Annotated in this window: 15 protein-coding genes; 13 read left to right on the plus strand and 2 right to left on the minus strand. The window is 71.7% G+C overall.

Features of this window, described 5'->3' with window-relative positions:
* Window positions 1-144: 144 nt before the first annotated feature.
* A complete protein-coding gene (locus tag J5X86_RS33155) occupies window positions 145-1446 on the plus strand; it encodes an MFS transporter (RefSeq protein WP_208520392.1) in 1302 nt (433 codons plus the stop codon).
* A 40-nt stretch (window positions 1447-1486) separates the two neighbouring features.
* Here the strand turns inward: J5X86_RS33155 and J5X86_RS33160 are convergent, their stop codons facing one another.
* Window positions 1487-2236 carry an SDR family oxidoreductase gene (locus tag J5X86_RS33160; protein ID WP_208520393.1) on the minus strand — a complete coding sequence of 250 codons (750 nt, stop codon included), beginning with the start codon at window positions 2234-2236 and terminating at the stop codon, window positions 1487-1489.
* Window positions 2237-2386: 150 nt separating this feature from the next.
* A complete protein-coding gene (locus tag J5X86_RS33165; RefSeq protein WP_208520394.1) occupies window positions 2387-3427 on the minus strand; it encodes an NAD(P)-dependent alcohol dehydrogenase in 1041 nt (346 codons plus the stop codon).
* Between the two features lie 95 nt (window positions 3428-3522).
* Between J5X86_RS33165 and J5X86_RS33170 the strand changes: the two genes are divergently transcribed.
* The 12 genes from J5X86_RS33170 to J5X86_RS33225 all read left to right on the plus strand — a co-directional run.
* Window positions 3523-4326: an SDR family NAD(P)-dependent oxidoreductase gene (locus J5X86_RS33170; RefSeq protein WP_308124793.1), complete on the plus strand. Its 804-nt coding sequence runs from the start codon at window positions 3523-3525 to the stop codon at window positions 4324-4326.
* A 161-nt stretch (window positions 4327-4487) separates the two neighbouring features.
* Window positions 4488-5642, plus strand: coding sequence for an acyl-CoA dehydrogenase family protein (locus J5X86_RS33175; RefSeq protein ID WP_208520395.1), 1155 nt, complete (start codon window positions 4488-4490; stop codon window positions 5640-5642).
* 94 nt (window positions 5643-5736) lie between these two features.
* On the plus strand, window positions 5737-6525 hold the full coding sequence (locus J5X86_RS33180; RefSeq protein ID WP_014056511.1) for an enoyl-CoA hydratase/isomerase family protein: 789 nt from the start codon (window positions 5737-5739) through the stop codon (window positions 6523-6525).
* Window positions 6526-6530: 5 nt separating this feature from the next.
* The gene (locus J5X86_RS33185) at window positions 6531-6914 is read left to right on the plus strand and encodes a Zn-ribbon domain-containing OB-fold protein (RefSeq protein ID WP_208520396.1); all 384 of its coding nucleotides are present in this window, start codon (window positions 6531-6533) and stop codon (window positions 6912-6914) included.
* Complete coding sequence (locus J5X86_RS33190) at window positions 6911-8056, plus strand: thiolase family protein (RefSeq protein ID WP_208520397.1); 1146 nt, start codon at window positions 6911-6913, stop codon at window positions 8054-8056. Before J5X86_RS33185 ends, J5X86_RS33190 begins: the two co-directional genes overlap by 4 nt.
* A gap of 102 nt (window positions 8057-8158) precedes the next feature.
* A complete protein-coding gene (locus tag J5X86_RS33195) occupies window positions 8159-9361 on the plus strand; it encodes an acyl-CoA dehydrogenase family protein (RefSeq protein WP_208520398.1) in 1203 nt (400 codons plus the stop codon).
* Entirely contained in the window at window positions 9358-10332 is a 975-nt protein-coding gene (locus tag J5X86_RS33200) for a phosphotransferase family protein (RefSeq protein WP_208520399.1), read from the plus strand. The genes J5X86_RS33195 and J5X86_RS33200 overlap by 4 nt, the downstream gene beginning before the upstream one ends.
* A gap of 37 nt (window positions 10333-10369) precedes the next feature.
* A complete protein-coding gene (locus J5X86_RS33205) occupies window positions 10370-11602 on the plus strand; it encodes an acyl-CoA dehydrogenase family protein (RefSeq protein WP_208520400.1) in 1233 nt (410 codons plus the stop codon).
* Complete coding sequence (locus J5X86_RS33210) at window positions 11599-12375, plus strand: SDR family oxidoreductase (protein ID WP_208520401.1); 777 nt, start codon at window positions 11599-11601, stop codon at window positions 12373-12375. Before J5X86_RS33205 ends, J5X86_RS33210 begins: the two co-directional genes overlap by 4 nt.
* Window positions 12372-13151, plus strand: a complete 780-nt coding sequence (locus J5X86_RS33215; RefSeq protein ID WP_208520402.1) for an SDR family NAD(P)-dependent oxidoreductase — start codon at window positions 12372-12374, stop codon at window positions 13149-13151. The genes J5X86_RS33210 and J5X86_RS33215 overlap by 4 nt, the downstream gene beginning before the upstream one ends.
* Window positions 13148-13939, plus strand: coding sequence for an enoyl-CoA hydratase/isomerase family protein (locus J5X86_RS33220; RefSeq protein WP_208520403.1), 792 nt, complete (start codon window positions 13148-13150; stop codon window positions 13937-13939). Before J5X86_RS33215 ends, J5X86_RS33220 begins: the two co-directional genes overlap by 4 nt.
* Before the next feature lie 29 nt (window positions 13940-13968).
* A partial coding sequence (locus tag J5X86_RS33225; protein WP_308124794.1) for a beta-ketoacyl synthase N-terminal-like domain-containing protein occupies window positions 13969-14348 on the plus strand: 380 nt, incomplete at its 3' end.

Consider the following 14348-nt stretch of genomic DNA (forward strand, 5'->3'; position numbering starts at 1 on the left):
TCCGCGCGCCTGATGGTGCCCACGGCATTCGCCGCGCTCCCGGAGGAAACTCCTGTTCGATGGCTAGCTGGACTGAGTTCAGTTCTGTAGCGTCCCGGACGTCGGCACGGCACCGGACCGTGCCGTCGCGAAGGGAGCCGGATCATGAGCACCACACAACAGCCCGCACCTCCGGGGGAGGAGGCGGCGTCATACGATCCACGTACGGTGCGCCGCGCGATGCTCGCCGGGAGCATCGGCACCCTGATCGAGTACTACGACTTCAGCGTCTACGGCTATCTCGCCGTGGCGATCGCTCCTCAGTTCTTCCCGGGCGACGATCCGGCGGCCTCGTTGCTGGCAACGCTCGCGGTGCTCGCCACCGGCCTCGTGGTGCGGCCGGTCGGCGGTGTCTTCTTCGGGTGGATCGGCGACCGATGGGGTCGCCGCAAGGCGCTGGTCTCCTCCGTGGTGTGCATGGGCGTGGCCAGCAGCGTCACGGGACTGCTGCCGACCTACAGCCAGATCGGCGTGTTCGCCGCGGTGCTCCTGTTCATCACCAGGCTGGCGCAGGGCGTCTCCTCGGGCGGTGAGTCGGTCGGTGCCTACACCTACATCTACGAATCGGCGCCGCCCGGGCGCAGAGCCTTCCTCGGCTGCGTCACGCCCATCGGGTCCAACCTCGGGTTCATGTTCGCGGCCGCCACGGCCGGGGCGATCTCGGCCCTCACCACCAAGGACCAGATGGGCGACTGGGGCTGGCGGCTGCCCTTCCTGATGGCCGTGCCGCTCACCTTGATCTGCCTGTGGGCCCGGCTGCGGATCGAGGACACGCCGGAATTCGAGGCGGCCGCAAAGCGCGCCGACATCCCGACGGCGCCGATCCGGGAGGTACTGTCCACCCACCGCGGCGCGCTGCTGCAGTCCATCGGCCTGGCCATGGCGCAGGGCGGAGCCATCTTCCTGGGGCTGACGTACATCGGCATCCATCTGACCACCAACCTGGGGTACGACTCCACGCAGGTGTTCTGGCTGACCGCAGGGGTCGTGCTCGTCACCGTGCTGCTCATGGTGCCGGCCGGCTGGCTCTCCGCCCGGTTCGGCTGCCGTCGCGTCCTGATGTGCGGGCTGCTGGGCTTCCTGGTGACCGCCTACCCCGCGATGATGCTCATGGGCCGGCACAACCTGGCCCTGGCCGGCCTGGCTTATCTGCTCTTCATGGTGAGCAGTGGGTTTGTGCAGGTCCCGGCGGCCAGTCTGTGGCCGCGTCTGTTCGAACGCCGGGTCCGCTACACCGGCATGGCGATCGGGTACAACATCGGCACCGTCCTCGCGGGCGGTACCGCTCCCTACATCGCGACCTTCCTTGTGGACAAGACCGGGAACCTGCTCTCCCCGGCGTTCTTCGTCATGGTGATCTGCCTGATCGGGATCGGTTCCCTGCTCACCGTCCGCAAGGACGTGTAGAGGGCGGGTGCGGTGGCCGCGGCCACCGCACCGCACCGCGTCAGTCCGCCGTCGTGGAGGAGTGGCCGCGGAGGCCGATGGTCTGGCCACCGTCGATGAGGAACTCCCCGCCCGTGGTGTAGGAGGCGTCGTCGCTCGCGAGGAAGAGCACCATGCGGGTGACCTCCTCGGGCTCCCCGATGCGCGCCACCGGCTGATGGGCGAAGAGTTCGGGTGAGGCGGTCTCACCCATGGGCGTACGGATGACACCCGGGTGGACGGAGTTCACCCGCACCCCGCTGCCTGCCATGTCCAGTGCGGCGGCCTTGGTCATCCCGCGCACCCCCCACTTGCTCGCCACATAGCCGATGCCATTGGCGAAACCCGTCATCCCGGCGGCCGAGGAGACGTTGACGACGGCCCCGTGGCCGCGCTCGCGCATGCCTGGGAGGACGGTGTGCATGCCTAGGAAGGCGCCCACCAGATTGACGTCGATGATCCGGCGGAAGTGCTCGGGCGACTGCTGCTCCACACCGCCGTAGTGCATGATCCCCGCGTTGTTGACCAGGACGTCCACGGGGCCGAGGGTGTCCTCGACCGTGCGGACGACGGACCGCCACTGCGCTTCGTCGGTGACGTCGAGGTGGCAGTACCGCGCGTGGGGGAGTTCCCCGGCCAGGGTCTCCCCCTCGTCGTCCAGGACGTCACAGACGGCGACTCGGGCGCCCTCCGCGACCAGCCCCCGTACATGCGTGGCGCCCATGCCCCGGGCGCCGCCGGTGACGATCGCTACTTTTCCGTCGAAGCGCATGCTGAACTTCCCTTCCACATCCGTGAGTTGCCGCATTCGTGAGCCCCCGCGTCCATGAGGCCCGCATCCGTGAGCCCCCGCGTCCATGAGGCCCGCATTCGTGAGCCCCGGCGTCCGTGAGCCGGAGCCATCAGTCCACCGCGAAGGTGATCAGTCCGGTACGAGCACGGTCCGGCCCCGCACCCGGCCCCGGCGAAGCCGGTCGATCGCCTCGGCGGCGGCGGACAGCGGGAAGCGCTCCGTCTCGACGTGGAGCGCCCCCGAACGTGCCAGCGCGACGACCGCGGCCAGCTCGTGGCGCGTACCCCAGAAGGGCAGTGAGAGCCGGAAGCCGGCCGGCAGGACACCCGGCTTGGCCACCGTCAGACTGCCGCCTCCACTTCCGACGACGGCGAGTTCGCCGCCGGGGCGCAGGACGCTGGTCGCGAGTTCCAGCGTCTGTGCGGCGCCGACGAAGTCGAATACGGCGTCCGCCCCCACGCCACCGCTGCGCGCCCTCAGGACGCGGGCGGTATCCGGCCGCATCAGGGTGCCGAAGTCCGCGCCGGAGCGGTCCGCGAGAGCCAGGGCGTCCTCCCGGACATCGACCGCCAGCACACGGCTCGCGGTGGTCGCGTGGAGGGCCTGGACGGCCAGGTGGCCGAGCCCGCCGACACCGATGACGACGGCGGTGGTGCCCTCGCCGAGGGCGGGCCGGAGCCCGGCCACGGCGTGGTAGGACGTCAGGCCCGCGTCGGAGAGCGGGGCGGCCTGGTCGGCCGGCAGGTCGCCGATCGGCACCAGATGGCGGGCGGACGGGACGAGCAGATACTCGGCCATTCCGCCGTCCCGGCCCAGTCCCGCCCCGTGCCAGGCCAGGGTGTCCCGCCGGTCGCAGTAGTTGTCGGAGCCCGCGGCGCACCGCGCGCAGGAGCCGCAGCCCCACGGCCCGTAGAGCACCACGCGGTCACCTGTGCTCACCCCGTCGGCGGCGGGCCCCAGGGCCGTGACCTGCCCGGCGACCTCGTGGCCGAGGGTGAACGGCAGCCGGTAGGGGAGCGCGCCCGGAGCACCGTCGATGACATGCAGGTCGGAGCGGCACAGACCGGCGGCTTCGACCCGCACCAGCACCTCGGCGCCGTGGGGGACGGGCCGCTCGACCTCTGTAGGTGCCGGAGCCTCGCCCCAGGCCGTCAGCCGCAGTGCCCTCATCTTCACCGTCCCGGGTCTTGTCAGCGCTGCGGCTGCCACGGTAACAGAGGTGAAGTCGGTTCAATAGATGGCTGAGGCAACGGAAGGGGATCGGTGTGACGAGCGAAGAGGTCCGCACGGGGAGGTTCGCCGACAGGGTCGCGATGGTGACGGGAGCCGCCTCGGGTATGGGCGCGGCGGTCGCCCGGCAACTGGCCGCGGAAGGGGCGCGGGCTGTCGTCCTGGCGGACGTGAACGGCGACGGCGCGGCGGCCGTCGCCGAGGAACTGCCCGCCGCCCGGGCGGTCGCGCTCGACGTCACGGACGCGGCGGGCGTCGACAGCGCCTTCCAGGACGTACTGCGCCGGTACGGGCGCCTCGACGTCCTGGTGCACGCGGCGGGGGTCGACGATCCGGAGGCGAAGCGGCGGATCGCGGACGCGGCCGTCGAAGGCCGGCCGGTCGAGCTGACCGATTCCCTCGACGACGCCTCCTGGCGGCGGGTCATGCGCGTGAACCTGGACGGAACCTTCCATGTGCTGCGCGCCGCGGTGCGGATCATGCGGCCCCGCGGGGCCGGGGCGATCGTGGTGATCGGATCGTCGTCGGCCTTCGACGCGCCCGTTGGCTACCCGCACTACGCCGCCTCCAAGGCGGGTGTGCACGCCCTGGCCCAGGCCGTGGCCAAGGAGGTCATCGCGTCCGGGATCCGCGTGAATCTGGTGGCGCCGGGGCCGACGGACACGGGGATGGCGGCCCGCACCCCCGAGGCGCTGCGGTCGGCCTTCGCCGACCCGCGGGTGCGCCCGTACGCGACGCCCGAGGAGATATCCGAGATCGCTCTCTTCCTCGCGAGTGATGCCGCGGCGAACCTCGTCGGCGCGGTGCTGCTCGCCAACGGCGGCCGGTTCACCGCCTGAGCGGATCCGGGCCGGCCCCCTGATTCGGGCCGGCCCCGATCCGGGTCCGCCCCGATCCTGGCGCCGGATGGTCTTGCCTGCCCGGAGTCCCATGCCTACGGTCATGAATTGAGTTCAATTCTTGCGCTCCTCGCCCGCCGTACGAGCACGATGGAGATCCCATGCACCGTCGCCACCCCGAGATCGACCCCCAGCTACTGTCCGAAACGGACGAACAGCGACAATTGCGTACCGTCCTGCGGGACCTCTATGCCGAGGCGAGTGGCGTCGAGGAGGTGCGCAAGCATCTGGCCACCCCGCGCGGATACGACGAAGCGCTCTGGGTACGGCTCGCGGGCGAGATCGGCGTCCACGGCCTGGCCATTCCGGAGGAGTACGGCGGGTCGGGCTTCACCTTCGCCGAGCTGGCCGTGGCCCTGGAGGAATCCGGACGCGCCCTGTACTGCGCGCCCCTGCTCCCCACGGTGGTCCTGGCCGCAAACGCCCTCCTGCTCGGCGGCGACCGTACGGCATGTGAGCGCTATCTGCCCCGGATCGCCGACGGCACGCTCACCGCCACCGTGGCCGGGTTCGGCCCCGATGAGCCCGGTGGGTCCGGCGAGCCCGCCGTCACCGCGGAACAGGGGAGTGGCGGCTGGGCGCTGCGCGGCCGGGCGGACTTCGTGCTCGACGGGGCCGGTGCGGATCTGCTCCTGGTGCGGGCCGGAACACCCGCCGGGCCTCGGATCTTCGCCTGTGAGCCCGCCCCCGACACCTGCCGGCGGACGCCGCGCCGCGTCCTGGACGAGACGCGGCGCCAGGCGCTGGTGGAGTTCGGGGGTGCCCCGGCCGCTGCCGTGGGCACGGCGGAGGGGGCCGAGGGCACGGTTTCGGCCACGCTGGACACCGGGCGGGCCGCGCTGGCGGCCGAGCAGGTCGGCGGCAGCGGGCATGCGCTGGACGCCACGGTCGCCTTCGTCGCCCAGCGCCACCAGTTCGGCCGCCCTATCGGGTCCTTCCAGGCCGTCAAGCACCGGCTGGCCGATGTGCTGGTGGCGCTGGAGGCGGCGCGCTCGGGGTCCGCGTATGCGACCGCCTGCGCCGCCATCGCCTCGCCGCAGTTGCCGGTGGCCGCCTGTGCCGCCGCCGTGGTCTGCTCCGAGACCTTCCGCCTGGCGACGGCCGAGTACGTCCAGTTGCACGGCGGGATCGGCTTCACCTGGGAGCACCCGGCGCATCTGTACGTGCGCCGGGCGCGCGGCGCGGAGGTGCTGTTCGGCACGGCGGACCAGCACCGGACCCGGCTCGCCGGGCTCGTCGGCCGCCCCGCTGCCTGAACCCGAATAGGTATGTCTCGATCAAGGGCTTGACACCGTGCGGCCATGGAATCAAAGTTGTAGTGAATTCAGTTCAGTTTCAGAGGGGTGAGGGATGACAACGGAAGAAGAGATCCAGTTCGAGCGCGACGGCCACGTCGCCCGTGTGTGGCTCAACCGTCCGTGGAAGAAGAACTGCGTCACCGTGCCGATCCTGGACCGGCTCGACGAGATCATCACCGAGGTGGACGAGGACCCCGAGCTTCGGGTCCTGGTGGTGCGCGGCCGTGGCGGCACGTTCTGCTCGGGGTTCGACCTCGACAGCCTGAAGGCCGAGTACGTCGGCAAGTCGAACGCGATCGACGTCGCGGTGAAGTCCGCGAAGGTGTGCGACCGCCTGTACTCGATGAAGACCCCCTCGGTCGCGGTCCTTGAGGGCCATGTCACCGCAGGCGGCTTCGAGATCATGATCTCCTGCGACTTCGCCATCTCCGCCGACGACGCGAAGATCGGCGACTTCCACATCCGCCGCGCGCTGTTCGGCGGGGCCGGTCCGATCTACCGGGTGCCGCGCATGATCGGCATTCGCAAGACCAAGGAGCTGATGCTCACCGGCAAGCTCCTTTCCGGCATCGAGGCCGCCGAGTTCGGCCTGATCAACAAGTCGGCCCCGGCCGAGGAGCTGGACGCGACGGTCGAGGAGTTCATCAGCCACCTCGCCGACAAGAGCCCCTTCACCATGTGGCTCACGAAGATGACGATCGACCGCAGCCTGGACGCCGACACCCAGTCGCTGATGGTGATGGAGCACCTCGCCGTGGGCGTGGCGCTCAACTCCGAGGATGCGAACGAGGGCGTGTCGGCGTTCCTGGAGAAGCGCGAACCCAAGTGGCAGGGGCGCTGATCCGGATGACCACGGATCCGCGGAGCTCCGCCGCCGGCGGGCTCCAGGGCGCACGCTGCTCCGGCTGCTCGGTGACGGTGTACCCCGCGGACGACACGTGCCCGCGCTGCGGAGGGCCGGCCGATCCGGCGGCCCTCCAGGGCACGGGCACGCTGTGGACCTGGACGGTGCAGCGGTACGCCCCCAAGTCGCCGCCCTACCAGGTCCCGCCCGGAGGCTTCGAGCCGTTCGCGCTCGGCTATGTCGAGCTGGCGGAGGGCGTGCGGGTGGCCGCCGTCCTCGACGTCGACGACCTCGACGCCGTCCGTATCGGCATGCCGCTCTCCGTGACCGCCGGTCCCGGGGTGCCCCGGGCCAGGCCCACGTCCCTGAGCGAGGAGGGCTCTTGAGCACCGATGTGCTGATCTGCGGCGCGGGGCGCACCCCGTTCGGCCGGTCGGAGACGACCGGCCGGCAGCTCGCCGTCGCCGCCGTGAACGCCGCGCTGGCGGACGCCGGGATCGCGTGGTCGCGGGTGCGGGCCGCGTTCGGCGGCAGCGACAGCGCGGGTCTCGCGGACACCCTGGTGGCCCAACTCGGCCTGACCGGACTGCCGTTCGTCAATGTCAAGAACGGCTGCGCCACCGGTGGCAGCGCGCTGGTCTCCGCCGTGAACGCGATCCGCTCCGGCATGGCGGACGTCGTCCTCGCCGTCGGCTTCGACAAACACCCGCGCGGCGCCTTCGACCCCAGGCCCGAGGACTGGGGCCTGGGAGCGGAGTACGGCAGCGACGGGCTGATGGTGACCACCCAGTTCTTCGGCATGAAGATCCAGCGCTATATGCACGACCACGGGATCACCCCGCGGACCCTCGCCCTGGTCGCCGAGAAGGCGTACCGCAATGGCGGCCTGACCCCCGAGGCATGGCGGCGCGAACCGGTGTCCGCCGCGGAGATCCTGGAATCCGGCATGGTCAGCGATCCGCTGACCCGCTTCATGTTCTGCTCCCCGGGAGCGGGCGCGGCGGCGCTGGTCCTCTGCTCGCCCGAGGCCGCCCGCGCGATGGACGGCACACCGGTCACCCTGCGCTCGGCGGCCGTACGCACCCGTCGCTTCGGCTCGTTCGAGGTGTTCAGCCCGTGGATTCCCGGGGGCACACTGACCAGCGTCAGCCGTGATGCCTCGGCCGCCGCCTTCGACGAGGCGGGGCTCGGCCCCGGCGATATCGACGTCGCTCAACTGCAGGACACCGAGAGCGGCGCCGAGGTCATGCACATGGCCGAGTGCGGATTCTGCGAGGACGGTGAGCAGGAACGGCTGATCGCCTCCGGTGCCACCGCGATCGGCGGGACGCTGCCGGTCAACACCGACGGCGGCTGCATCGCCAATGGCGAACCCATCGGCGCCTCGGGACTGCGCCAGGTCTACGAGGTCGTCCAGCAACTGCGCGGCCGGGCCGGCGAGCGCCAGGTCCCGGACCGCCCCAGGATCGGCTTCACCCATGTGTACGGCGCCCCCGGCGTGAGCGCCTGCACGGTCCTGTCCCGTTGAAAGGCCCGTTGAAAGGCCCGTTGAAAGGCCCGTTGAAAGTCGCGCCGAATGTGCGGCGGAATGTCCCGCTGAACGGCCCCCCGATCGGAGGTGGAGGAAGAGATGAGCGGTATCCCGGAACCCGATGAGTTCCGCGCCGAGGCCCGGACGTGGCTCGCCGGAGTGGCCCGGCCCCGCGCCGCCGACGGGGAGTGGGGCAGCGGCTCCGACTCCGTCGCCGTGTTCGAGAACTGGACCGAGGAGCAGGAGCGCGAGTACACCGCCCGCGTCCAGGAGTGGGAACGCACCCGCTACGACCAGGGCTGGTCCGCGCTCAACTGGCCGCAGGAGTACGGCGGACGAAGTCTGCCCGCGTACTACGAGCAGCTCTACCGCGGCGAGGAGGCGGCCTTCGACGTACCGCACCGCCCCGAGATCTTCCCCGTGACCCAAGCGCTCGTCGCTCCCGCGATCGGCCTGTGGGGCACCGAGGAACAGAAGAGCCGCTGGCTCGTGCCCATGCTGCGCACCGACGAGCTGGCCTGCCAGCTGTTCTCGGAGACCGAGGCGGGCTCCGACCTCGCCGCGGTGCGCACCAGAGCGGTGCGCGAGGGCGATACTTGGGTGCTGACCGGGCACAAGGTGTGGACCTCCGGGGCCCGCGTGGCGACCTGGGGCGTGGCGGTGTGCCGCACCGATCCGGACGTCCGCAAGCACGCCGGGATCACCGTCTTCCTGGTGCGCATGGACGCGCCGGGTGTCACCGTACGGCCCATCCGGCAGATGACCGGTGGCACCAGCTTCAACGAGGTCTACCTCGACGGTGTGCGGGTGCCCGACACCGACCGGCTCGGTCCTGTCGGCGAGGGGTGGCGGGTCACGCTCAGCGTGCTGGCCGCCGAACGGCTCGACTCCGGCAGCCTCGGCCTGGACAACGCCGACCGGGCGCTGGACCTGGCCGGAAACCTGTCGCGCCCGCTCACCGGTAGCGAACAGCAGCGGGCCGCCGACCTCCACCTCCGCACCCTCGTCCAGCGGCTCATGGGACTGCGGGTGACCGCCGCCCTCGTCGCCGGGCGCGAACCGGGCGCGGAGGCATCGGTCGGCAAGCTGTACGCCACCGAGACAATGCGGCGCACCAGCGACCTGGTGTCCGAGCTGCTGGGGCCGAGCCTCGTGGCGGACACGGGGGAGTGGGGCACCTACGCCTGGACGGAACACCTGCTGGGCGCCCCCGGCTACAGCATCGCGGGGGGCACCGACGAGATCCAGCGCACCATCCTCGCCGAGCGCGTACTCGGCCTGCCCAAGGAGCCCGTCCGATGAGCATGGCCACCGAGGTGCCGGAGCTGGCCGCCCGGGTCCGCGACCGGCTCGCCCGCCACCACCCGGGCGCGCCGGTCGGCGAGTTGACGGTGCTGCCGGGCGGCCACTCCGGGCTGACGTACGAGGTCGCGGCGGGGGACGCCCGGTACGTCGTCAAGGCGGTGCCTCCGGGGCAGCGGCCCGTCGGACGCAACGACGTCCTGCGCCAGTCACGGGTGCTGAGCGCGCTGGCCGGATCCACGGTGCCGGTACCGGGCGTCGTGGCCGTCGACGAGACCCAACCCGCCTGGTTCGCCATGGACTTCGCGGCCGGTGAGGCCGTCGAGCCGGTACTGGACGACCACGAGGTGGACCCCGCGACGGCCCGCGCCCGGATGCTGGAGATCGCCTCCGTCCTGCGCCGACTGCACGGCACCGATGTGGACACGCCCGGGCTCGACGCGCCCGCACCACTGGACGCCGCCGGTGAGCTGGAGCGGTGGAGCCGCACCCTGCGGGCCGTTCCCGTCGAACTGCGGCCCGGTGGAGAGGAGTTGCTGGCACGTCTCGCCGACGGCGTACCCCACGGCCTTCCGCCGGTGCTGCTGCACGGGGACTTCCGGCTCGGCAATGTGCTGTGCGTGGGCGAGCGGGCGGTGGCCGTCGTCGACTGGGAGATCTGGAGCGTCGGCGACCCGCGCATCGACCTGGGCTGGTTCCTGCTCTTCGCGGACCACCACAACTTCCCCCAACTGGGACACGCCGTGCCCGGACTGCCCGGCGAGGCCGAACTGCTGGACACCTACCGCGACGGGCGGCCCGCGCTGCCCGCGATGGACTGGTTCCGGGCACTCGGCCGCATGAAGATGGCCGCGATCATGGGCCACAACCTCCGCCGGCACCGTGAGGGCAAGCACCACGACCCGGACCAGGAACGCCTGCCGCCCACCATCGCCGCGATGATCCGCACCGCCCGCGACATCCTCGGCTGATCCGGCAGCGGTACGCCCCCACCGAACAGGAGCAATCGTGGATTTCGGATACTCGCCACGGGCGAGTGAACTCCAGGACCGCATGCGGTCGTTCATGGACGAACACGTCTTCCCCGCGGAAGCGACGTATGACCGGCAGCTGGCCGAAGGGGACGACCCGCACGCCCTGCCGCCGGTGATGGCCGAGCTGAAGGAGAAGGCCCGTGCCGAGGGCCTGTGGAACCTCTTCATGGCGCACGGCGACTGGGGCGCGGGGCTCAGCAACCTCGAATACGCGCCGCTCATGGAGCTGGCGGGCCGCTCCATCATCGGCCCCGAGGTGTTCAACTGCTCGGCGCCCGACACCGGCAACATGGAGCTGCTCGCGCTGTACGCCACTCCCGAGCAGCAGGACCGCTGGCTGCGCCCGCTGCTCGACGCTCAGATCCGCTCATGCTTCGCCATGACCGAGCCGGAGGTCGCGAGCTCCGACGCCCGCAACATCCGTACCCGCATCACCCGCGACGGCGACAGCTACGTCGTCAACGGCCGCAAGTGGTACACCTCCGGGATCCTCGACCCCGACTGCAAGCTGATCATTCTGATGGGCAAGACCGACCCGGAGGCGCCCACCTACCGGCAGCAGTCCATGCTGCTCGTCCCCCGGGACACCCCGGGCGTCACGGTCCTGCGCGATCTGCCGATGTTCGGCTACACCGACCGGCTCGGACACGGCGATGTGCTCTTCGAGAACGTCCGCGTCCCGGCGGAGAACATCCTCGGCGGAGAGGGCGAGGGCTTCGCGCTCGCCCAGGGACGGCTCGGTCCCGGACGGATGCACTACGCGATGCGCGCCGTGGGTTTCGCCGAGCGCGCCCTGCGGCTGATGTGCGAGCGCGTCACCGAACGCACCGCCTTCGGCGGGCCGCTGGCCGATCAGGGGGTGGTGCGGGAGTGGATCGCCCGCAGCCGCATCGAGATCGAGCAGTTGCGTCTCCTCGTCCTCAAATCGGCCTGGCTGATGGACACCGTCGGCAACGCCGCCGCCCGTATGGAGGTCGCCGCCATCAAGGTCGCGGCGCTGGAGGTCGCCCACAAGGTGGTCGACCGGGCGGTGCAGGCACACGGCGCGGCGGGGGTCAGCGACGACACCGTACTGGCCCGGCTGTACGCCATCACCCGGGCGCTGCAGATCGCCGACGGCCCCGACGAAGTACATCTGCGGACGGTGGCCCGCCAGGAACTCGCGCAATACAAGAAGAAGACCGACACGGAGACGGGAGCGGCGTGAGCGCCAACAGCCTCGACGGCAAGGTGGCCGTCATCACCGGCGGATCCCGTGGCATCGGCCTCGGCATCGCCACCGCCTACCGGGCGGCCGGCGCTCACGTGGTGATCGCGGCCCGTAAACCGGCCGGACTCGCCGAGGCGCGCGAGGAGTTGCTGCGCGTCAAGGGCGACGGCGACGTGCACACGGTGGTGGCGAACGCGGGCGAACCCGAGCAGGCCGAGCGGTGTGTCGAGGAGACCATGGCCCGCTTCGGCCGCCTCGACCTCCTCGTCAACAACGCGGCCACCAACCCGTACCACGGCGATCTGCTCGACCTGGACCTGCCGCGCGCGGAGAAGACCGTCCGCGTCAACCAGTACGGCATGATCGCCTGGACCCGGTGCGCCTGGCGGGCCTGGATGGCCGAACACGGGGGAGCGGTGGTCAACATCGCCTCCGTCGGCGGGCTCATCGTCGATCCGCACATCGGCTACTACAACGCCACCAAGGCCGCCATGCTGCACATGACCCGGCAGCTCGCCTACGAACTGGGGCCGCACGCCCGCGTCAACGCCATCGCCCCCGGACTGATCAAGACCGAGCTGGCGCGGGCGGTGTGGGAGGCCCGCGAGCCGATCCTCACCGCCAAGCTGCCGCTGCGGCGCCTCGGCACCGTGGAGGACGTGGCCCACGCGGCGCTGTTCCTGGCCTCCGACGCCTCCTCCTGGATGACCGGCCAGACCCTGGTGCTCGACGGCGGCGCGACCGCCCTGCCGATCGGGGTGGAGGGATGAGCGCGCCCCGACCCGCCGCGGAGCTGTTCTCGCTCCGGGGCAGGACGGCCCTGGTCACCGGCGCGTCCGCGGGGCTCGGCGCACGCTTCGCCACCGTTCTCGCGCAGGCCGGGGCCACCGTCTTCGCCGCCGCCCGGCGGATCGAGAGGCTGAAGGAACTCGCCGACTCCGACACCCGCATCCACCCCGTCGCCTGCGACGTCTCGCTCGCCGCCGACCGCGCGCAGTTGGCCGGGACGGCGCTGGCCACCACCGGCCGCATCGACATCCTGGTCAACAACGCGGCCACGTCCGGGGAAACCCGCGCCGAGGACGAATCCCCGGACGCCTTCGCCGATGTTCTCGGCGTCAACCTCACCGCCCCCTTCCACCTGGCACGCCTGGTGGCGGAGGCACCCGCCGTGGACGGCGACCCACCCCGGAGCGTCATCAACGTCTCCTCCATCCTCGGCCTGGTCACCGCCGCCCCCCTGGGCGGCGCGAGCTACGCGGCGTCCAAGGCCGGGCTGATCGGGCTGACCCGCGAGCTGGCCGGACAGTGGGGCGGAAGCGGGACCCGCGTCAACGCGCTCGCCCCGGGCTGGTTCCGCACCGAGATGACCGCGGACCTCTTCGGCGACGAGCGCTCCAGCCGCTGGGTCGAGCGCAACACCCTGCTGCGGCGCGGCGGCGACGCCCATGAACTCGACGGCGCGCTGCTGTTCCTCGCCTCGGACGCCTCCTCCTACTGCACCGGGCAGATCCTGACCGTCGACGGCGGATGGACCGCGCGATGAGGGTCGGCATCGAGATCGAGGACGGTCTGGCCCGCGTCACCCTGCGCCGCGGCGAGGCGGGCAACGCCATCGACCTGGAGATGGCACGCGAACTGCTGGACGCGGCGCGGGCCTGCGCCACCGAGTCCGTACGGGCCGTGCTGCTGACCGGCGAGGGGAAGTCCTTCTGCGTCGGCGGCGACCTCGGGGAGTTCTCCCGGCTCTCCGGCGAGGCGCTGGAGAAGCACCTCATCGCGGTGACCGGCGCGCTCCACGAGGCCCTGCGCACGTTCGCGGCGGGCGACGCGCCCGTGGTGGCCGCCGTGCAGGGCGCCGTCGCCGGTGCGGGCATCGGCCTGGCCGCGTCCGCCGATGTGACCCTCGCCGCCGACAACGCCTCGTTCACCACCGCCTACACCGGGATCGGCTACTCACCGGATGCCGGAGTGAGCTGGTTCCTGCCCCGGCTCGTCGGCCCCAAGCGGGCCCTGGACCTGCTGCTGACCAACCGCCGCATAAAGGCGGCGGAAGCCGAGGCCATCGGCCTGGTGAGCCGGATCGTCGCCCCCGACCAACTGACCGCCGAGGCCGTCCGTACGGCCGAGGCGCTGTGCGGCGGACCCACCGCCGCCTTCGGCGTCACTCGCCGTCTCGTCGCCACCGGACTGACCTCGGACCTCGATGCGCACCTGGACCGCGAGGCCCGTGCGATCGCCGCCGCCGCTACCTCGGACGCGGGCCGCGAGGGCGTCGCCGCCTTCCTGGGCAAGCGGGCGCCCGACTTCACCCGCGCCGCCCCCAGCACCTGACACCTCCCCGAAACCCCTGGAGCCCCACCGTGTCGGAAGCATTCATCGTCGGAGCCGTCCGTACCCCCGTCGGCCGCCGCAAGGGCACGCTCAGCGGCGTGCACCCCGCCGATCTCGGCGCCCATGCGCTGCGCGCCCTGCTGGAGCGAACCGGAGCCGACCCGGGCGCCGTCGACGACGTGTACTTCGGGTGCGTCAGCCAGATCGGCGCCCAGACCGGGAACGTCGCGCGTACCGCATGGCTGTCGGCCGGGCTGCCGCAGCACGTCCCCGGCACCACCATCGACCGCCAGTGCGGCTCCTCCCAGCAGGCCGTGCACTTCGCCGCCCAGGCGGTCGGCTCCGGGGCCGCCGATCTGGTGGTCGCCGGCGGGGTGGAGGTGATGAGCCTGGTGCCCATCGCCAGCCC

Origin of the sequence: Streptomyces sp. NEAU-YJ-81 (assembly GCF_017592595.1) — a bacterium.
In the GTDB taxonomy this organism is placed as follows: Bacteria; Actinomycetota; Actinomycetes; order Streptomycetales; family Streptomycetaceae; genus Streptomyces; species Streptomyces hygroscopicus_B.